Source organism: Streptococcus sp. HMSC34B10 (genome assembly GCF_001839505.1).
In the GTDB taxonomy this organism is placed as follows: Bacteria; Bacillota; Bacilli; order Lactobacillales; family Streptococcaceae; genus Streptococcus; species Streptococcus peroris.
In genome coordinates this window covers 65,302-85,097 of record NZ_KV841556.1, presented here as the reverse complement: position 1 = coordinate 85,097, position 19,796 = coordinate 65,302, and the positions used below count along the sequence as shown (strand labels likewise).

Annotated in this window: 19 protein-coding genes; 3 read left to right on the top strand and 16 right to left on the bottom strand. The window is 40.6% G+C overall.

The window, feature by feature from the left end; all coding sequences use genetic code 11:
- Position 1: 1 nt before the first annotated feature.
- The 10 genes from ftsL to HMPREF3237_RS05925 form a co-directional block, all read right to left on the bottom strand.
- Positions 2-319, bottom strand: a complete 318-nt coding sequence (ftsL, locus tag HMPREF3237_RS05970; protein ID WP_070889160.1) for a cell division protein FtsL — start codon at positions 317-319, stop codon at positions 2-4.
- 9 nt (positions 320-328) lie between these two features.
- Positions 329-1,279 (bottom strand): 16S rRNA (cytosine(1402)-N(4))-methyltransferase RsmH, encoded by a 951-nt coding sequence (gene rsmH / locus HMPREF3237_RS05965; RefSeq protein ID WP_070889159.1) that lies wholly within the window; start codon positions 1,277-1,279, stop codon positions 329-331.
- Positions 1,280-1,350: 71 nt separating this feature from the next.
- Positions 1,351-3,171, bottom strand: a complete 1,821-nt coding sequence (uvrC, locus tag HMPREF3237_RS05960) for an excinuclease ABC subunit UvrC (RefSeq protein ID WP_070889158.1) — start codon at positions 3,169-3,171, stop codon at positions 1,351-1,353.
- 98 nt (positions 3,172-3,269) lie between these two features.
- Positions 3,270-3,974, bottom strand: a complete 705-nt coding sequence (locus HMPREF3237_RS05955; RefSeq protein WP_070889539.1) for a M57 family metalloprotease — start codon at positions 3,972-3,974, stop codon at positions 3,270-3,272.
- Between the two features lie 112 nt (positions 3,975-4,086).
- Positions 4,087-4,866: an alpha/beta hydrolase gene (locus tag HMPREF3237_RS05950; RefSeq protein ID WP_070889157.1), complete on the bottom strand. Its 780-nt coding sequence runs from the start codon at positions 4,864-4,866 to the stop codon at positions 4,087-4,089.
- A 68-nt stretch (positions 4,867-4,934) separates the two neighbouring features.
- A complete protein-coding gene (locus HMPREF3237_RS05945; protein ID WP_070889156.1) occupies positions 4,935-6,596 on the bottom strand; it encodes a ribonuclease J in 1,662 nt (553 codons plus the stop codon).
- Between the two features lie 223 nt (positions 6,597-6,819).
- A complete protein-coding gene (locus HMPREF3237_RS05940; protein WP_070889155.1) occupies positions 6,820-7,449 on the bottom strand; it encodes a COG3942 and LysM peptidoglycan-binding domain-containing protein in 630 nt (209 codons plus the stop codon).
- A 191-nt stretch (positions 7,450-7,640) separates the two neighbouring features.
- A complete protein-coding gene (gene recJ / locus HMPREF3237_RS05935; protein WP_070889154.1) occupies positions 7,641-9,860 on the bottom strand; it encodes a single-stranded-DNA-specific exonuclease RecJ in 2,220 nt (739 codons plus the stop codon).
- A 197-nt stretch (positions 9,861-10,057) separates the two neighbouring features.
- On the bottom strand, positions 10,058-10,495 hold the full coding sequence (locus HMPREF3237_RS05930) for an Rrf2 family transcriptional regulator (protein ID WP_070889153.1): 438 nt from the start codon (positions 10,493-10,495) through the stop codon (positions 10,058-10,060).
- A gap of 63 nt (positions 10,496-10,558) precedes the next feature.
- On the bottom strand, positions 10,559-11,398 hold the full coding sequence (locus HMPREF3237_RS05925; RefSeq protein ID WP_070889152.1) for a metallophosphoesterase family protein: 840 nt from the start codon (positions 11,396-11,398) through the stop codon (positions 10,559-10,561).
- A gap of 147 nt (positions 11,399-11,545) precedes the next feature.
- On the opposite strand from HMPREF3237_RS05925, the gene HMPREF3237_RS05920 reads away from it, so the two are divergent.
- Positions 11,546-11,998 (top strand): universal stress protein, encoded by a 453-nt coding sequence (locus HMPREF3237_RS05920; RefSeq protein ID WP_070889151.1) that lies wholly within the window; start codon positions 11,546-11,548, stop codon positions 11,996-11,998.
- A 32-nt stretch (positions 11,999-12,030) separates the two neighbouring features.
- Here the strand turns inward: HMPREF3237_RS05920 and HMPREF3237_RS05915 are convergent, their stop codons facing one another.
- On the bottom strand, positions 12,031-13,422 hold the full coding sequence (locus tag HMPREF3237_RS05915; protein WP_070889150.1) for a Cof-type HAD-IIB family hydrolase: 1,392 nt from the start codon (positions 13,420-13,422) through the stop codon (positions 12,031-12,033).
- A gap of 65 nt (positions 13,423-13,487) precedes the next feature.
- Between HMPREF3237_RS05915 and HMPREF3237_RS05910 the strand changes: the two genes are divergently transcribed.
- On the top strand, positions 13,488-14,450 hold the full coding sequence (locus HMPREF3237_RS05910; RefSeq protein ID WP_070889149.1) for an asparaginase: 963 nt from the start codon (positions 13,488-13,490) through the stop codon (positions 14,448-14,450).
- Between the two features lie 41 nt (positions 14,451-14,491).
- On the opposite strand, the gene ccpA is transcribed toward HMPREF3237_RS05910, so the two are convergent.
- Positions 14,492-15,499: a catabolite control protein A gene (ccpA, locus tag HMPREF3237_RS05905; protein WP_006144918.1), complete on the bottom strand. Its 1,008-nt coding sequence runs from the start codon at positions 15,497-15,499 to the stop codon at positions 14,492-14,494.
- A 204-nt stretch (positions 15,500-15,703) separates the two neighbouring features.
- Between ccpA and HMPREF3237_RS05900 the strand changes: the two genes are divergently transcribed.
- Entirely contained in the window at positions 15,704-16,021 is a 318-nt protein-coding gene (locus tag HMPREF3237_RS05900; RefSeq protein ID WP_006144917.1) for a DUF960 domain-containing protein, read from the top strand.
- Between the two features lie 40 nt (positions 16,022-16,061).
- On the opposite strand, the gene folB is transcribed toward HMPREF3237_RS05900, so the two are convergent.
- From folB to folP, 4 genes are read right to left on the bottom strand one after another with little or no spacing between them, the layout of a single operon-like run.
- Positions 16,062-16,874, bottom strand: a complete 813-nt coding sequence (folB, locus tag HMPREF3237_RS05895; RefSeq protein ID WP_070889148.1) for a dihydroneopterin aldolase — start codon at positions 16,872-16,874, stop codon at positions 16,062-16,064.
- 39 nt (positions 16,875-16,913) lie between these two features.
- Positions 16,914-17,468 (bottom strand): GTP cyclohydrolase I FolE, encoded by a 555-nt coding sequence (folE, locus tag HMPREF3237_RS05890; RefSeq protein WP_070889147.1) that lies wholly within the window; start codon positions 17,466-17,468, stop codon positions 16,914-16,916.
- Positions 17,449-18,768: a bifunctional folylpolyglutamate synthase/dihydrofolate synthase gene (locus tag HMPREF3237_RS05885; protein WP_070889146.1), complete on the bottom strand. Its 1,320-nt coding sequence runs from the start codon at positions 18,766-18,768 to the stop codon at positions 17,449-17,451. Before HMPREF3237_RS05885 ends, folE begins: the two co-directional genes overlap by 20 nt.
- A gap of 1 nt (position 18,769) precedes the next feature.
- The gene (folP, locus tag HMPREF3237_RS05880) at positions 18,770-19,735 is read right to left on the bottom strand and encodes a dihydropteroate synthase (RefSeq protein WP_373879056.1); all 966 of its coding nucleotides are present in this window, start codon (positions 19,733-19,735) and stop codon (positions 18,770-18,772) included.
- Positions 19,736-19,796: the final 61 nt, after the last annotated feature.

Sequence of the window (19,796 nt, the reverse complement as noted above, 5' to 3'; positions counted from 1 at the left end):
ACTACTCCGCTGATCGAATATTTTCATTATTTAATTGCAAGTCTTGTGAGTCTGCAATTCCGGTCAAACGCTCTGATCGGATCAATTCGTTAACTTCTTGTTTGGCATCATCTAGCTCTGTCTTTTTTTCTTCAATTTGTGCATTGACTCTTGTCAAATCACTCTGGACCTGAAAAAGTTTTGTCTGCATATAGACTACACTAATTGCTAAGACAAGGGCTGTGATGGCAATTGAAAAGTAAAAGGCCTTTTCAACACGTGAAAATTTTTTTATACGAGCTTGTAGCAATTGGCTCGTTGTTCCTCTGTTTTCTGCCATTGTTTCCTCTTACTTGTGAATTTTTCTTGCCACTCGTAGCTTGGCTGAGTGGGAACGATTATTGGCTTCCAATTCTTCCTTGCTTGGTAAAATCGGCTTCCGAGATACTAATTCCATCTTTGGCTTGAGATCGTCTGGGATGAAAGGTAGTCCTTTAGGAACTTCAACTGTAGAAGCTTCCTTAAATAACTGCTTAGTCAAGCGATCTTCCAGCGAATGAAAAGTGATGACTGAGATTCTTCCGCCTATTGCTAAAAGATCTATGGCCTGCTGGATTGATTCATCTGCAGCACCCAGTTCATCATTGACCTCTATACGGATAGCTTGGAAAATTTGTTTAGCTGGGTGGCCTTTTTTCTTGAGCTCCTTTGCCGGTTTGGCAGATTTAATAATCTCTGCCAATTCCGTCGTGGTCTCAATCGGTTTCTGTTCACGCGCCTGTTCAATTTTTCGAGCAATCTGTTTGGAAAACTTGTCCTCTCCATATTTGAAAAAGATTCGAACCAATTCATGATAGTCATAATGATTGACAACTTCATAAGCAGTCAAACTAGCTTCCTGATTCATGCGCATATCGAGTGGAGCATCCTTCTTATAGGAAAAACCACGTTCACGCTGATCCAACTGCGGGCTTGACACACCTAAATCATAACAAATTCCATCAATTTCAGTCACACTTAAGTCATGTAAGCGGTCCTTCAAATGACGGAAATTATCCTTGATGAAGGTGACCATTCCCTTTTCAATATAGGGAGCCAAACGTTTTTGCGCATTTTCAATGGCATTTTGATCCTGGTCAAAAGCATACAAATGCCCCTTCTCGCTTAACTTACTTAACAAATACTCGCTATGTCCTGCTCCTCCCAAGGTCGCATCAACGTAAACCCCATCAGGCTTCACATCAAGCATATCAATAGTCTCATGGAGCATGACCGTCACATGATGAAATTCTCTTGTCATATCTTATCTATTTTACCACAATTCGGCCTATCTTGCACTCACTAAAGTAAAATCATTCTACTGCTTCTTTATTATTTATAGTCAGCAGATTTCTCGGCTACCTGGGCTAATCTTTCTACTTCTGGATTCAAGTGTTCGTGAACAGCCTCTGCCACTGCTCTTGGTATGCCAACTGAGACAATCTCGTTCACACTAGCTTCCTTGATTTTTGTCAGAGATTTGAAATATTTCATCAAATTCTGCTTGCGTTTTGGACCCAATCCCTCAATCCCATCTAATTGAGAAGAGAAGGAATTTTTAGAACGAAGTTGACGATGGAAGGTGATTGCAAAACGGTGAACTTCATCCTGAATGCGTTGTAGGAGGAAAAATTCTTGAGAATTGCGAGACAACTCTACCACCTCAAGTGGGTCTCCAAAAAGCAATTCATGAGTTTGGTGCTTATCATTCTTCTGCAAACCTGCGATTGGAATATCCAACCCCAACTCTTCTTGAATGACCTGTTTGGCAATATTAACTTGGCCTTGTCCTCCATCAATGACAATCAAATCTGGCGGGGTCAAGCCATCACGCTGGACGCGCCCATAGCGTCTACGGATGACCTCACGCATACTAGCATAGTCGTCTGGTCCGACTACGGTCTTGATTTTATACTTGCGGTAATCTTTTTTGCTTGGTTTCCCGTTGACAAAAACTACCATAGCAGAGACAGGACTGGTTCCCATGATATTAGAGTTGTCGAAGGACTCAATTCGGACTGGTGTTGGAATCTTAAGCAGACGTCCTAAATTTTCAATGGCCCCTTGAGTCTTTTCAACTGATTTCTCTAATAGATTAAACTTCTGCTCCAGACTGACACGAGCATTTTTTATGGCGAGATTGACCAGTTGCTTCTTCTCACCACGTTGGGGCTTGAGAATTTTGGTATCCACCAAAGCCTTAACAGCTTCTTCATCAATATCCTGAGGAATCAAGATTTCATTAGGTACCAAGTGAGATTTTTCTTGATAAAACTGCCCAACATAGGTCAGGAAATCTTCATCCGGATCATTGTAGTAAGGAAAGAGATTGACATCCCGTTCAATCAGTTTACCCTGACGAACAAAGAAAACCTGTACACACATCCATCCCTTATCTACATAGTAGCCAAATACATCACGATTTTGGAGGTCCTTGGCCATAACTCGTTGCTTGGTTCGAAGAGTTCCAATCGCTTGAATCAGATCTCGGTATTCAGCCGCACGCTCAAATTCCATACTTTGGGCAGCAGAGTTCATCTTTTCCTTGAGGTCATTTATGATTTTATCATCCTGTCCTTTTAGAAAATCAGAAACCTCTTGGGCCATGGATTTGAAATAGACCTCATCCTTGTGGCAGACTGTGTGAGCCATGCACTGACCTATATGGTAATAAAAACAGACCTTAGATGGTGGATTGGTACACTTGCGGAAAGGAAAAATTCGGTCTAAAAGACGTTTGATTTCATTGGCAGCACCCACATCCGGATAAGGTCCAAAATAGAGACCTCCGTCTTTTTTGACCTGACGAGTAATGATTAGTCGAGGATAACGCTCATTGGTGATTTTGATAAAAGGATAGGACTTATCGTCCTTGAGCATAATATTGTATTTAGGCTTATTTTCCTTGATCAGGTTAATTTCAAGAAGTAAGGCCTCAATATTGGACTCAGTAACTATAAACTCAAAATCTACAATCTCAGACACCAAGGCTTCTGTCTTAGTATCATGACTACCACGGAAGTAAGACCGCACCCGATTGCGCAGATTTTTAGCCTTCCCTACGTAAATAATCGTACCATTTTTATCTTTATGGATATAACAACCGGGGCTGGTCGGTAAGAGATCCAGTTTTGATTTGATCAAGTTATTCATACTTTCATTATAGCAAAAAGACAGACGCTGGACGAACAAAAAGTGAGCTTTAAAACAAGCATTATAACATTAATGGTTACAATGCTCAGCTCTTATTTTTAGTTATCATTACCAGCATATAAATCTTGTACAGCTTTAATATCTCTCTCCTGAATCCCATAAAATGATCCTGCAGGTTGCATCACTGATATGTCGTTGGTATGTTCCAAACCAATCGCATGCCCTAACTCATGCTCAGCTGTGTGAACAATACGTGCGTAAGTATATCCAAAATTCGGGTTAGAAAGATAATAGTGGTTTAAGCGAACCGTTTCTGACACAAATCGTCCAGTCAACAGATTTGTTTGACTCTCTGTTTCGCCAGCTACAGGAGTTTTCCCATCATTCATTTCTGTTGCATAAATAGAGGCTTGGCTAGAATCTGTGGTCACTACAAAGTTAAAAGCACCTGTCTGATTCCAATTAGAGATGGCTTCTACATAAGCTTTCTGAAAGGTCGAATCCATTTGAGGGTCGATGTAAATCGTCGCTTGTGCTTTCTCCCATTTTCCACCCGAATGTTGATGGTTATCTGTCTGGGTTAAGTGTTGCAGCCCTCCGGTATTTTGCCATTGATTCCAACCAATTTGACCAGTTTGCACAATCTGCCCCGCTTGGTTGACAGCCTTAGACAAATCACCTGTCAAATACCATAAAATCCCTAAAGCAATTAGAATCAGAACAAGAGCTGTCCACACCAATCTCCAGAACAAGCGCCAAATTCCTAAAATTAGTCGTAAAAACAATCGAACAATAAACAAGATGCTCAACCTCCTCTCAAAAAACAAGAATCTGCCTTCATATCAATTGGAATTCGCATCTCCATATGAATACAGATTCTATAGTTTACTTTAAAAAACTGAAAGAAAGCTAAAATCAGGATAAACGTTCTTCCAAAACGAAATCAATTGGTAATGTAGCCAAAAAACGTTCCAATTGTTTTTCCCAGTAATACCACTCATGGCTACCCGCACTATGACTATAGGTCACATCGAAACCAAGTTTCTTGAGATTTTTGACTGCAAGATTATTGGCAGAGTAGAGATAGTCTTGTTCACCACACCAAACCCAGAGTTTAGTCTTCTTATCTGACTTTTTAGCGAAGGTTTCAAGTGAGTATGGGCTATTCACCCAGTCATCGATTTTGCCAAAAACACCTCGCCAGTAATCACGCGCTCCTAAATTTTGACTTTCAGGAGAAAACTCCTCGAAACTGAGAGCGCCTGAAAAACTAGCTGCATGAGAGAAACGATCAGTTGACAGCGCCAACTTGAAGGAACCGTAACCTCCCATTGACAGACCAGCGATAAAAGTCTTTTCACGCTTGTTAGTCATATTTGGAAAGAAGCGTTTGAGCACCTTAGGTAGTTCTTCTGCTAGAGCTGTATAGTAGTTATAGCCATACTGAGTATCTGTGTACCAGCCATTATTTGTACTTGGCAGGACGACAATTAGATTGGTTCGTCGTAGCAAGCGCTCTACATTGGTCCGTTTGAGCCAGCTGTTGTGGTTCCCTGACATCCCGTGAAGGAGATAAAGAACTGGGATATCTGTAGAGTCTGGCTCTGTTACCCGAGACGCATCGGGGTAGAGAACATTTACCCCCCACTCCATATCTAAAACTTCTGAGTAATACTCAATCTTCATTACTGCCATAACTTGCTCCTTATTCGTTTAAGATAAGAAAAAGCCGAAACTCGACTTTCTCTGTTGCTATTAAATCCTTATTTTGCTTCCATGACTACTGGTAGGATGGCTGGTCGACGCTTGGTTTGGTCAAAAAGGAATTTGGCCAAATTATCACGTACCTTACCTTTCAGATCAGCCCAGTCAAAATCTTCCCCTTGGAGGTAGTCTTCAACCGTTTGATTTACCAACTCAGTACTTTCACGTAAAATATCACGACTCTTCTTGAGATAGACAAATCCACGCGTATGTACTCGGGCTTTAGAGATGATTTTCTTTTCACGACGGTTAACAGTAATAGCGACTATAAAAATGCCATCTTCTGACAAAACCTTACGATCACGAAGAACAACGTTCCCAACATCCCCGATAGCATTCCCGTCAATCAAGACATCGCCTGCTGTAACTGCACCAGATGGGACAAAGTCCTCATGTTCATAAGACATGGTTGTCCCTCTCTTAGGGATAAAGATACGTTCTGGTAGCATACCAACTGCCATTGCAACCTTGGCATGGGCGTCCAACTCACGGTACTCTCCTTGTATCGGGAAGAGATACTGAGGTTGCAGGAGATTGATCATTAATTGAAGATCACGCGCATTTCCGTGTCCGGATACTCGCAAATTTTGAGTAATCAGTTTAACGACACCGCCCGCTTGGTAGACCATATTTTCCACACGTGCCATCACAGCTTCCTTGGCGATGGATGGTGTAGTGACGATATAAACCAAGTCCCCATCTTTGATTTCAACATAGCGGTGACGACCAATGGACATCTTACGTAGTCCATTAATTGGTTCACCCATACGTCCAGTTTCAAGGATGATTAATTCATGGTCCTCAAAACGAGACATGTCTTTTGGCTTAATCAAGAGATTCTCATTTGCTAAAGACAACTTTTTCAATCGGATGGCTGTGCGAACGATATTCTCAACGTCAAAACCAGTCAACACAACTCGACGGCCTGTATCTGCAGCCGCATCAAACACTTGTTGAATACGAGAAAGGTTACTTGCAACCGCAGCAACGATAATACGCCCATCCCAGTCAGAAATAGTTTGCGTAATTTCATCACCAACTTCACTTTCGCTCGCCACCTGGATATTACTGTCTGCATTAGCTGAATCACTTAGTAGCGCCAAGACTCCTTCACGACCGATTTCTGCTAAACGACCAAAATCAGTTGCATATGATTCACTAGCTGTTTGGTCAAATTTGAAGTCCCCTGTATAAACGATACTTCCTTCAGATGTTTTCAAAACGACACCCAGACTCTCTGGGATAGAGTGAGTTGTGCGGAAGAAGGAAACCTCCGTACCGCCAAAGTCGATTTCTGTATTTTCATCAATAACATGGAAATCATCGAATTTTTTAGCACTATCATTTCCTTTAACAAAAAGCTTAGCAAGCTCAATTGTCAACTCTGAGCCAAAAACAGGAACTTTCACTTCTGACAAAAGATAAGGAAGAGCTCCAATCGCATCCGCATGTCCGTGCGTTAAAAAGACACCTGCAATACGGTCACTATTTTCAAATAGATATTCCATATTTGGAATAACGACATCGACACCCAACTGCTCATTTTCAGGATATTTTAAACCTGCGTCTAAAACAAAGATTGAGTCATTAATTTCTGCGATGTACATGTTTTTTCCATTTTCACGAACACCGCCCAGAGTTGTTAATTTAATATTGGTCATTTTTCCTCCGAAGCATTACTATAACGTGTTTGTAGAGTCTTCACAACTCTCTTTTTTTAAAAGTTCAATTTACTTTTATCCGAATCTTTTCCTCTCATTATACCATTTTTTTACTAATTTTCAAAATGAAGATAGGATTTTAGCTAGAGTTCATTCACCACTGATAAGGGAAGTTACTCAGAAATAAAAAAAGATTTAGAAATTCTAAATCTTTTAAGTATTTTTAGTTTGGATAAATATATCTTACAGTACCTTTTGATGCTGTCGGGTTAAACCATCCACGATAGTTTCCGATTGGTTGAGTTCCACTACCATCATAGTTACATTCAGAAACTTGAATACGCGTTGTTGACTCAACAGCTGTAACAACTGCTACGTGTCCGTATTCACCACCATCCCAAACAGCAATTGCTCCTACTACAGGCACAGTTCCAGTCCTAAAACCTTGTGCACTAGCATAGATTGCCCAAGTATTAGCATTTCCCCACCAGTTGCTAGCCCATGGAGCCATTTCTTTCACACCCCATGTACACTGACCAACAGGATAAGAGTTCCCATAGTTTGTAGGGGTATTTACGACAACATTATCTGAAGCCGGAGCATTGTATGAATAGCTAGTTTGAACTGGACCACTCACTTCCAACACATCTCCTGGGTGGATGGTATCAAAAATACTTTTCCCATTATTAGCAGCTAATACATAAGGATCCATACCACTTGTAGCAGCAATACCAAAAAATGAATCACCGTCTTGAACAACGTAAGAGTCTGCGCTTACAGTTTGAGCCCCAATTGTAGCCAAAATAGCTGTAGATGTTAAACCAAGAGTCAGTTTAGCAACTGTTTTTTTCATAATCATTTTCTCCTAAAATTTTTTTGATTGTTTTTAACTTTTTTATTGACAAGAGAATCATACCTGATTTACATGTCAATCATTTTAGAGTTATGTTGTAGTCATGTTACAAATCTGTATATTTTTACTACATAAATTGCAAAAGCAATCACAAAAAGAGGCCAAAATAGATTACTTCAGCCTCTTTGTATTTATTTCCCCTTCAAGAAATCATAGATTTCCTGCACCGTACCTAGTGCCATCATTTCTTGGTCTTTAACAGTCTGTTTAAGATTTTGATAAATCTGACTTTCAGCGATATCCCGCTTTGCAGCACCTTTATTGACTTTCATCACACCATTCTCAATTGAGACAAAACCAAGTTCTTCAAAAATCTGAATCATCTTCACTAATAAGATTTGCTCAATTTTAAGATAAGCTGATAGGTCTTTTAATTTATAACGAATATCGAATTCTGGGAACTGGTAGATTGTCTTATAAAGCTTAGCGAATTGTTCTCTTGTACCATAACCAGTCAAATAGTAGGGCTTATCAATATCATTTTTAAAGTAAACAGCTGAGAAATCATGTTGCTGGAAAATGTCCTTGAGAATCCTGATGTCTTCTGGGATATTCTTGACAACAACTGCTGGACTAGAGGTAATATCAGGCAATTCTTCCGAAAAATCAAGTACGGGCACTCCATCTGGCAGAGCAGCGCTCTTACTACGAATATTAAAGAGTTGAACACCATCTACACGAGCATCTACCATCATCAACTGGAGGGTTGTTTGTCCATTCCACTGGTTAACAGAAAGGGTGACTGCTAACTCCAGTTGTTTGGTCTGCGCAAATTCTGTTGCCTTTGCCCCTTGGCCAAAAGCTACTACCTCAAAGTTCGCAGTTCCTTTGGATATTTTCAACTTTAGATGACTATCTCCAGCGCCCATAGAACGAGCGTTTTCTACTTGAAAATCTCGAATATAGAAGATAGGTTTTTGATTATCCATCCCAAAAGGAGCTAATCGTTCAAAACTTTTAACCGTATCTAAATTCAAGTTTTCCAAATCTAGTTCTTCGTCTAGATATAATTGACTCTTACCCTTTGCGTCTATTCCTTTGTCTTTTACATAGGTTTCTAAAATTTCTGACAAGGCATCTAACTGTTCAGCTTCGAGCGTCATACCTGCGGCACCTGCATGACCACCAAATGCGATGAAAAGCTCCCGATGCGGATCCAAAGCTTCAAAGATATCGACTGCTTCAATACTCCGCGCGCTTCCCTTGGCAAGACCATCTTCAATATTCAGAACAATAACTGTCTGACCTAGTTCTTCTAGTAAACGTCCTGCTACAATTCCAAGTACTCCCGGGTTCCAGCCTTCTTTGGCTAAAACCTGAACACTTTTGTTAGGATCTACCAAACTTTTAGCTTCTTCATAGATGGCTTGAACGGTTTCCTTACGTTCTTCATTCTTTTCTTGAATCATGAGGGCAATCTCATGCACCTCTTCATCATCAAAACCAGTCAGTAAATCAATAGCTGGATTAGGATCATCCAAACGTCCTAGGGCATTTAAACGTGGTGCTAACTGAAAACCAACCGTTTCTTCTGTAAGGTCACTACTAGAAATCCCTGCAACTTCAAAAAGTTCTTGGAGGCCTAGTCTTTGGGTATTGCGCAAAACTTCTAGACCATATTGAACCATGATACGATTTTCATCTGTCAAGCTAACCATATCTGCTATTGTTCCAATGGCAACCAAATCAAGCAACTCAACCTGCACCTCTTCCAAGAGGGCGCAAGCTAGTTTAAAAGCAACTCCACAACCTGCTAAATGTTTAAAAGGATAATCTGCTTCTTGGTGTTCAGGATGGACAATCGCATAGGCATCTGGCAAAACCTCTGGCATGGAGTGGTGGTCTGTCACAATGACGTCCACTCCCATAGACTGGGCCAAATCAATGCCTTCATGCCCGGCAACTCCATTGTCCACCGTCACAATCAAAGACACACCTTGTTGCTCGATAAAATATTTGTAAACACTAGCATTTGGTCCGTAACCATCTGTAAAGCGATTAGGGAGATAGATCAGACACTCTGCCCCTAATTGTTCCAAACTCTCCTTAACAATCGAAGCCGAAGTCATCCCATCCGCATCATAGTCTCCATAGACCAGAATCAATTCTCCTCGTTCGATGGCCTGACGAATCCGTTCCACTGCCTTATCCATATCATGTAATAGATAAGGATCATGTAAATCTTCCAAAGAAGGATCTAAAAATTTCTTCAGGCTGCTTTCGTCCTTGATTCCTCGTTGAAACAACAAACAAGCGACTTCAGAACTCAAGCCTGCACTTTTGGCTATCTTGGTAAAATCCGCGTCCTCAACTTGCGGAGAAAATTGCCAATTATAAGTAGGAATTATCAAACAAACATCCACTCTTTCTTACGATTCTATTCATTTATTATAACACGATTTTTAGTTTTTCTCTTGATATTCAGACCATATTCCTTGCTAAATTTTCAGGTTACTTCAGCTAACACCTAGCATATTTAATAACGAAAAAAGCACCTAAACAACCAAGCTTTTCAGCTTAGCAATTCAGGTGTTCCTTATTTTAAAATTTATTCTATAATTCTCGCTTTTGTATCTGCCACTAGTCGCGCAAGACTGGTCCGGCTCAATTCTTCTTCCATAGCTTGCTGGATTTTTAGCAATTTCTCATCTAAAACCCCATGAATATTGGCTCCAACTGGACAATTTGGATTTGGATGATCATGAAAGTTGAAGAGTTGATCCGTTTTCCCGAGACATTCAACTGCTTGGTAGATATCCAAGAGACTAATATCTTCAAGATTTTTGATAATTTCTGCCCCTCCTGTTCCACGAGCAACCGTAACGAGTTCTGCTTTTTTCAACTGAGACAAGGTTTTACGAATAATAACAGGATTAACTCCCACACTGCTAGCTAGAAAATCACTGGTAATCTTGTTTTCCTTGCCTTCGAGGGCAACGATAACTAGCATATGGATTGCAATGGTAAATCGACTTGGGACTTGCATATTATCCTCCTTTAAACCATACAATTATCTCATCTTTCTATTATATCTCTTAGAGTTGTAATGTCAAGAGTTACCACGGAGCCAGGCATCTAATTCCTCATCATGGCCTTGTTGTTGAGCGATTTCACGCAGTAAGTCCTGATTATGGGTATGGTGAATCCCATTGACTAAACTTTCATAATATACTTGATAGTAGGGCAATTGCAAGTCTCTAGCCAGCTGCAATTCTCCCTCCACATCATAATCGACACGGCGAAAGTCTACATCCTTCAATCCTTTTTCATCAAATTCTAAAATCATATATTGGGCCCTTAAGTCTTTTCGTAAATTTTCTGCTAAAAAGAAGGGCTGGCCGATTGAACCTGGATTCAATATAAGCTCCCCACCGCTTCCATATCGAAAAAACTGCTGGTGAATGTGCCCATAAATTGCAATATCGCAAGCAGGATTAGTCACTAAACGATCAAAATCCTCTTGTTTTCCGAGATGAATTAGTTCTCTTCCCCAGTTTTTATCAGGTAAGTGATGAGTAATTCCTACTTTCAATTCACCGATGTGACGGTGAACCTGCAAGGGATACTCTTGCAGAGCTTCAATCTCTTCTGGAGTCACTTCCTCCAAGATATACTGGCATTGGCGCAGAAGATAGCGATGACTCGGTCTTGTCTCGTCTAGTTTTCGATGAAGGGCTCTCCAAAGACTATCTTCCCAGTTTCCTAACACTCGTACAGTAATCGGCAGAGTCGCTAAAAGATCTAAAATATTTTTCCGACCAGTACCAGGCATGAGGATATCTCCCAAAAGCCAATATTCATCCACCATCGCCTGCTTAGCATCTTCTATTACTGCTTCTAGAGCTGTTGTATTCCCGTGAATATCCGAAATCACTGCAATTTTTGTCATCATCTCTCCTTTGAGCAATCCTTCTCATTTCATTATACCAAACACACTTATAAATTCAATGTATACTCGTATCCCTATCATTTTTTACTTTACTTTTTTAGGGAAAAGATTTACAATGAAGGTGAAAAATGTACAGGAGGTTCTATTATGTCACAACGTTATGAAAATATTATGGTTGCCGTTGATGGATCTAAAGGAGCGGATTTAGCCTTTGTCAAAGGAGTCCACTCAGCACTTCGGAATCACGCAAAACTGATTATAGCTCATGTAGTCGATACTCGTGCCCTTCAAAGCGTGTCAACTTTTGATGCTGATGTTTATGAAGAATTACAACAAGAAGCCAAAGATTTGATGGCTGGATACGAAGAGCGGGCAAAAGCAGCTGGTGTGACAGATGTCAAAACGGTCATCGAGATGGGAAATCCTAAAACTCTTTTGGCTAAAACAATCCCAGATCAAGAACATGTTGATTTGATATTAGTTGGAGCAACAGGACTTAACGCCTTCGAACGTTTGCTTGTAGGATCTTCATCAGAATATATCCTACGTCATACAAGCGTTGACCTTCTCGTCGTTCGAGACGAGGATAAAACTTTATAATTACATTTAAAAAGGAGCGAATGTGCTCCTTTTTATTTTTTATTTTCTCTTTCCTTATGACGTTCATAAGCCTTAATTTGGCGCTCTATCTCCTTTTTAATAGCAGGCTCTGGAGCATATTTTTCTTTCCAGTTATCTGGTTTCAAAATCTTGTGAGTCACCGGATCAAAATGGGCCTTGCCATCTGGGAAGATTTTTCCCATATTGGCTTGATGAACAATTTCAAAAATTCTCTCTGGGTCTACCCCCATCAAAACAAAGCTTCCATAAGTAAAGTAAAGTGTATCAATCAATGCATCTGCCTGACCAACCAGAGTAACTTCTGCTGGTGTTGATTGTCTCACTTTTTCAGCAGCTTTATCGAGTGCCTGGTGTAAATTCTGTACACCCTGTTGGAATTCCTCCTCAGAATTACTTGCAGCACGAACAAACTCAACTAACTCTTCAATCTTAAAGCCAGCACGATGGGTTGCCCCTTCTAAATCCCAAGCGATAGGTTCTTCTTGAGTTCGCTCATCCATCATACGATGGAAGGTTTTAACCTTGTTGAAATGATAGTCACGGCTAACAAAGACTTTTTCAGAAGCCAAGACTCCGAAATATTCTAATGCCTTATGAATACCGTCATCTTGGTTACTGGTAGTGATATGTTTGGCAACTTCTTTGACACTACTACTTCCATTTCCCATAGCGACAGACATCCCAACTCCAGCCAACATTTCTAAGTCATTATCGGAGTCTCCAAAGGCCATGACTTGATTGAGATCAAAGCCATACTCTTTTCCGACACGACGGATACCCTCTAACTTAGAGTTTCCTTGATTGATAATATCAGCTGCAAAAGGGTTGCTTCTTGTAAACTTGAGCTGGCTTAATTGTTCCGCAGCATGGTTTGTTTCCTCAGGCGTCATCAACATGAGTACTTGATAAACTGGTTGATTGATTAAGTCCAACAAATCATCTTCCTTCTGTGGAAGTGCCTTGCTGACCATACGATTAAAGGAATGACTAACAGTACGTGTCAAAAATTTAGGAACGAAATGACTAACTAATTGTGAAAGCGGGCTGAGTCCAAAGGACATAATCCGAGAGCCGACAACATCTTGTCTAGTCCCCATGGCAATTTCTTTTCGATTTTCCTTGGCATAAGTGATGATCTGTCTGAGACTACTCTTATCAATAGGGTTAGCAAAAAGAACACGGTCTTTGTTAAAGATATATTGGCCATTGTAGGTCACTGCAAAATCTAGATCCAATTCATCCATCAAATCCTTAACAAAAAAAGGTCCTCGCCCTGTTGCAACCCCAACAAGCACCCCTTGTTCTTTCACAATCTTGATAGCTTCTTTAGTGGACTTCAAAACACTCTTACGGTCATTTACAAGCGTTCCATCAATATCAAAAAAAACAGCTTTGACTTCCATCCTATCTCATTCCTTTCTTTTATGATACAATGATTATACCACATTTCAGAAAAAGTGAGTGAATCATGACTAAGAAAATCCTTGTTTTACATACTGGTGGTACTATTTCCATGCAGGCAGATGAAGCTGGAGCTGTAAGGACTAGTGCTGACAACCCTATGAATCATATCTCTAATCCACTCGAAGGCATTGAAGTACATTCCTTAGATTTTTTAAATTTACCAAGCCCGCACATCAAGCCCAAGCATATGCTAGCTCTTTACAAAAAGATCAAACAAGAGGCAGTTACTTACGATGGGATTGTGATTACTCATGGGACAGATACACTAGAAGAAACGGCCTATTTTCTCGATACCATGGAGGTGCCTCATATACCTATCGTTCTGACAGGGGCTATGAGATCTTCCAATGAACTAGGAAGTGATGGCGTCTATAATTATCTTAGCGCCTTACGTGTGGCTAGCGATGACAAGGCTGCGGACAAAGGCGTGTTAGTCGTTATGAACGATGAAATTCACGCTGCTAAATATGTCACCAAAACACATACTACAAATGTTAGCACCTTTCAAACACCGACTCATGGCCCACTTGGACTGATTATGAAGCATGAAATTCTCTACTTCAAAACCGCAGAACCTCGTGTTCGTTTTGACCTTGAGAGCATTCACGGACTAATTCCTATCATACCAGTTTATACAGGAATGACTGATGAACTTCTTGACTTACTTCCAGTTGCGCAGTTAGATGGATTGATTATACAGGCTTTTGGTGCCGGAAATGTCCCAAAAGAAACTGCTCAAAAACTGAAATCCCTTTGTCAAGCAGGACTTCCTATTGCACTTGTTTCCCGTTGTTTCAATGGAATTGCAGAACCTGTCTATGCCTACGAAGGTGGGGGTATTTGTCTTCAAAATGATGGTGTTTATTTTGTAAAAGAATTAAATGCTCAAAAAGCACGCCTTAAACTCCTGATTGCGATTAATGCAGGACTAAAGGGAGACCAACTCCGAACATATATGGAAGGATAAGAAAAATCCCAGGAAATCAGCTGATTTCCTGGGATTTTTTATTAGTCTTTACGAGTTGATTTACGCACTTTCAAACCGTGAGGAAGAAGAACTTCACGTTCCTCCAATTCTTCTTTATGCATAATCTTCGTCAACATACGCATACTAATCGCACCAAGATCATACAAGGGTTGTGCGATAGTTGTCAGATTTGGTCGAGTAAAACGAGCAATTTGGGAATCATCACTAGTAATAACTTCAAAGTCTTCTGGTACTGAAACTCCATGGTCTGCCAAGCCATTCAAAAGACCTGCCGCTAACTCATCACCAGTTACAACAGCTGCAGTTGCTTTTGAAGAAACTAAGCGCTCTGCTAGAGCATAGCCATCATCATAGCGATATTTTGATTCGAATACAAGACCTTCACTATAGTTGACTCCAGCTTCTTTCAAAGCATCCTTGTAACCAGCTAAGCGAACTTTACCATTAATATCATCTACCAAAGGACCGCTAACAAAAGCAATTTTTTTGTTACGTTTCAATAAATGACGAACAGCATCCGCAATAGCATTCTTATAATCAATGTTAACACTTGGAAGTTGGTGCTCAACATCCACTGTTCCCGCAAGGACGACAGGGGTACGTGAACGAGAAAATTCTGAACGAATCTTCTCTGTCAAATGATAGCCCATAAAGATAACACCGTCAACTTGTTTTGAAAAAAGTGTGTTTACTACAGCGACTTCTTTTTCATCATCTTCATCACTATTAGCAAGAACGATATTGTACTTGTACATCTCCGCAATGTCATCAATCCCTTTTGCAAGAGTTGCAAAATAAGTGTTGGTAATATCTGGAATAACAACACCAACAGTTGTCGTACGTTTGCTTGCCAAACCACGAGCGACTGCATTTGGACGATAGTCGAGTCGATCAATAACCTCTAGAACCTTTTTACGAGTGTTCTCTTTGACATTCTTATTACCATTGACTACACGACTGACTGTCGCCATTGAAACTCCCGCTTCTCGGGCAACGTCATATATCGTAACTGTATCATCTGTATTCATACCGTTTCCTTTCTAATGTTGAAAATTTTGTTTTCATGATTCTACTACTTCTATTCTATCACTATTTGTAAGCATTTTCAAGTTATTTTAAAGGAATGTTTGAAAAAATATAGAAATTTATGTAATTTTTTAAAACAGTCGACTTTTCTTGATTTTTCGGGAAGTTTGCAGTATGATAATAAAAAAATAAAGTAGGAGTTATTGATGGCTTTCACGGATTCGCATCAACGTTGTACTAGTTTTGGTGTAGTAACCAATCTCCCAGATGATGTTATCGACTCAATCTGGTATATTATCGACCACTTTTTAAAGCATGTTTTTGAACTAGAAGATGAATTGGAATTTCGACTCTTAAATAATGAAGGCTCTATCACCTTCCGTTTTTCAAGTGAGCATCTACCTACAACGATTGACTTCGACTTTAATCATCCTTTTGACCCATTGTATCCACCAGAAGTACTTGTTATGGATATGGACGGCAAGGAAACCATCCTCCTCCCTGAAGAAAATGACCTATTTTAAAAACTCTAGTCCCCTGTAAATGTAGGGAACTAGAGTTTTCTTATTTTTTCAATTCTTGATATAAATAACGAATTGGCTTCTGTAGTACTGGGTGGATAAAATGTGGAGCTATTTCATGAATTGACTCTAGGATAAAGAGGCGTTCAGCAATATAAGGATGAGGCAATATGAGGTCATCTGTATAGATAACTTGGTCCTCTACAAAGAGCAAATCCAGGTCAATCAAGCGAGGACCCCAATGCACCTCCCTAACTCGTCCCATTTCTGACTCAATGTCCAATAAGGTTTCTAACAAGATTGGAGCCGGCAGCCAAGTTTCGACTTCAATGACCTGATTAGCAAAACTATCTTGCTCTACACCGCCCCATGGCTCAGTTGTAATCACACTAGACTCTTTGAGAATACGAATCCCACGAGTACTTATTTTTTCAAGAGCTTGCTTGAGATTAGCCGTTTTATCCCCCATATTGCTACCTAGAGCAATAAAGGCTCGTTGTTTACGGCGATGGATGGTTACTGAGCAGGTATCCAATGGTAGATGAACAGGTGCCCAAGGTTTTTTAAGCTCCAGCTCAATCTCTTGTACGAGGGGATAGGTCTCAAAAGTGCGCTCTACTAGTTTATAAGCTACTGTTTCAATCAAATCCTCAGTTTCTTCTTGAACCCAAGCTGTCCACTGCTGGCAAAGATCCCCATAGTGGACAGAAGCCTCCAAATCTAAGTCTTTCGCAGCCTTGGTCATATCATAGGATAAGCTTGCTGAAATAACAAACTTTTGTCCCAGTTCTTTCTCACTAGGAAAAAGGCCGTGATAGGCGAAAATTTCTAAATCTTTAATATGCAGTTGGTCCATAAGCAGTCCTTTCTTGAGAAATCCGCTTGAAAAGGATTTTTAAAGTCCCATAAGACGGTAGGCCTGATCTCTAAGATCCTTATCTGTCTCAAACACTCCACGAGCTACAGTTGTCAAGGTTGTAGTTCCTGGCTTTCGAACACCACGCATACTCATACACATATGTTCTGCCTCAATGACAACGAAAGCACCCTTAGCACCTAGATAGTCCATCAAGGCATCGGCCACTTCGATATTCAAACGCTCTTGAATCTGTGGCTTTTTAGAATAAACCTCAACTGTGCGTGCTAGTTTGGACAAGCCTGCCACACGTCCATCTGGAATGTAGGCAATATGCGCTTTCCCATAAAATGGCAAGAAGTGGTGTTCACACATGGTATGGAAAAAGATATCCTTTTCTACTACCATATTGTCATCAATAATCTCAAAGGATTTTGACAAGTGTTCCTCTGCAGTTTGACCAAGACCTGAAAAAATCTCTTGGTACATACGCGCTACACGGGCAGGCGTTTCCTGCAAACCTTCACGGTTGATATCTTCACCGACAGCCTCAATAATCATTTGCACAGCTGTTTCAATCTTTTGTGTATCCATCTCTAAATTTCCTCTCCATCAGATAGGCTCTCACCTGGCTCAAAAAATACAAGGAGCCCGTGATAATCCTAACTGTTTTTTTCTCTTCATCTTCTGTTAATTGTTGATCTAGAAATTCCTGCCAACCTTGGTAGTTAAGATTTCTAGAATGAGCGGTTGCTTTTAACATATCCTCATCCGTCGCCCGACTATCGTCAAAATGTGTTAGAGTAAGCTTCGCATCTGGAACTGTTTTCAACAAGTCCAACATATCCTCTAAAGCTTTGGTTTTAATGCAAGTAAAGAGGATTTCCTTATGATAATCAGTAAATCGTTCTTCCAGAGTAGCTAACAAAGCCTTGATGGCATGGGGATTGTGGGCCCCATCCAAAATCATCAAGGGTTCCCTAGAAACAATTTCCAAACGTCCAGGCCAACTTGTTCCCTCTAAGGCTTGAGCCACTATATCATTTTCTGGCAATTCTCGCCCAGTCTCTTGACAAAAGGTATCCAACAAGGCAAGTGCCATCCCAGCATTCTCAACCTGGTGCAAACCAAGCAGACCTGTCTGGAAGCGACCTTGTCTAAGTGGGCTTGTATAGTCAAAGACTTCGCCCGTTCCCACACTCACTTGATGACTGACTTGATAATCTTTCCCGTAGATGATTCTAGGAGCATCTTTTCTCGCTGCTACACGGTCGATAACAGCTAAAGCTTCTGGGTCAATGTGACCGGTCACCAAAGGAATCCCCTGTTTGATAATACCCGCTTTTTGCTCCGCGATAGCTTCTAGAGTGTTCCCCAGAAGCGCTACATGATCTAGGCCAATAGTAGTAATCCCTGTCAGGATTGGCTGACAAACATTAGTACTATCCAAGAGTCCGCCCATACCGACTTCCATAATCGACACATCTACTTTTTCAGAGGCAAAATAGTCATAGGCAATGGCAGTCATAATCTCGAATTCTGTCGTTCCTTGTAAGGCAGGAGCGTGCTCCCCTTCAAGTAATAAACGATAATTCACCATCAAGGACTCTAATCTTGCTTCTGGGATGGATTCTCCGTTAATGGCGATTTGATCCGTATAATGAATCAGATAGGGTGAACTAAAGACACCAACCCTCAACCCCAACTCTTCTAACATATTTTTCAAAAAAGCTATGGTAGAGCCCTTACCATTGGTTCCTCCGATGTGAATAACTTTGATTTTAAGATGAGGATTGCCACGTAAGTCCAATAACTCCACCATTCTCTCCAAACCAAAATGCGGGTGGTCCGTTCGATAGTTAGCAATCCACTGACTGTTTTCGATTTTCTTCATATTATCTATACTGTTTCAAATCCAAATTTTCCGCATCATCTGCAAGACAAATGGCAGATGCAATTTCCACTGCCATCTTGTGACTAGCTACATCGTGCACACGCACTACTTCTACACCTTGTCTAGCAGCAATACTGGTCACAAGGGCTGAGGCTATATCCCGATTGCGAAAACCATCTTCAGTTTCAGGATTAACCTCAAAACCATTTTCTTCAAGGATATTGATAACAAAGCGCTTGCGAGAAACTCCCAGAAAGATGGGATAGCCCATATCGTGCAACTTGTCAAGGTCACGAAGGAGAAGCAGATTTTCTTTTTTGGTCAAGCCAAAGCCAATTCCAGGATCAAGCATGATGTTTTCTTTCGAAATTCCTGCTTTCTCCGCTCTTCTTAGAGCACAATCAAAGAAAGCTTGCATTAATTTTTCTATAGACAACTTCTCAAACGTTACAAGTTCTTCCTTTGTAAATGATTCTCCAAAGCCAAAATGAGGGAAGATGCGTGAACTTGGATGTTGCGGACGAACCATAACAGGATTAAACATAATGATAACCTGAGCTCCTGCTTTTGCAACAACGTCTGCCATTTTCTCATCACCCATGAGGCCTGTAATATCATTGACCACATTTGCACCAGCAGCCAAGGCAGCCTCTGCTACCTGACTTTTCCACGTATCAATCGAAATCAAAATATCACTTTCTTGACGAATGGCTTGAATGACAGGAACCACACGTTGGATTTCTTCCTCTATCTCAACATAGCTACTTCCAGGTCGAGTAGATTCTCCGCCAATGTCTAACATTGTTGCACCATCTGACACTAACCTACGGGCCTGCTCAAGAGCATGCTCCACTGAAAAATACTTCCCACCGTCGGAGAATGAATCTGGAGTTACATTGATAATGCCACAAATAGATGTCTTGTCTTGCTTTTCTCCCTTTTTCATGATATCACCCTCAAATTTCATAATGATTCGTATTCCTCTATTTTACTGTTTTTTTTGGATTCTGTCCAATTATCCCTCTACT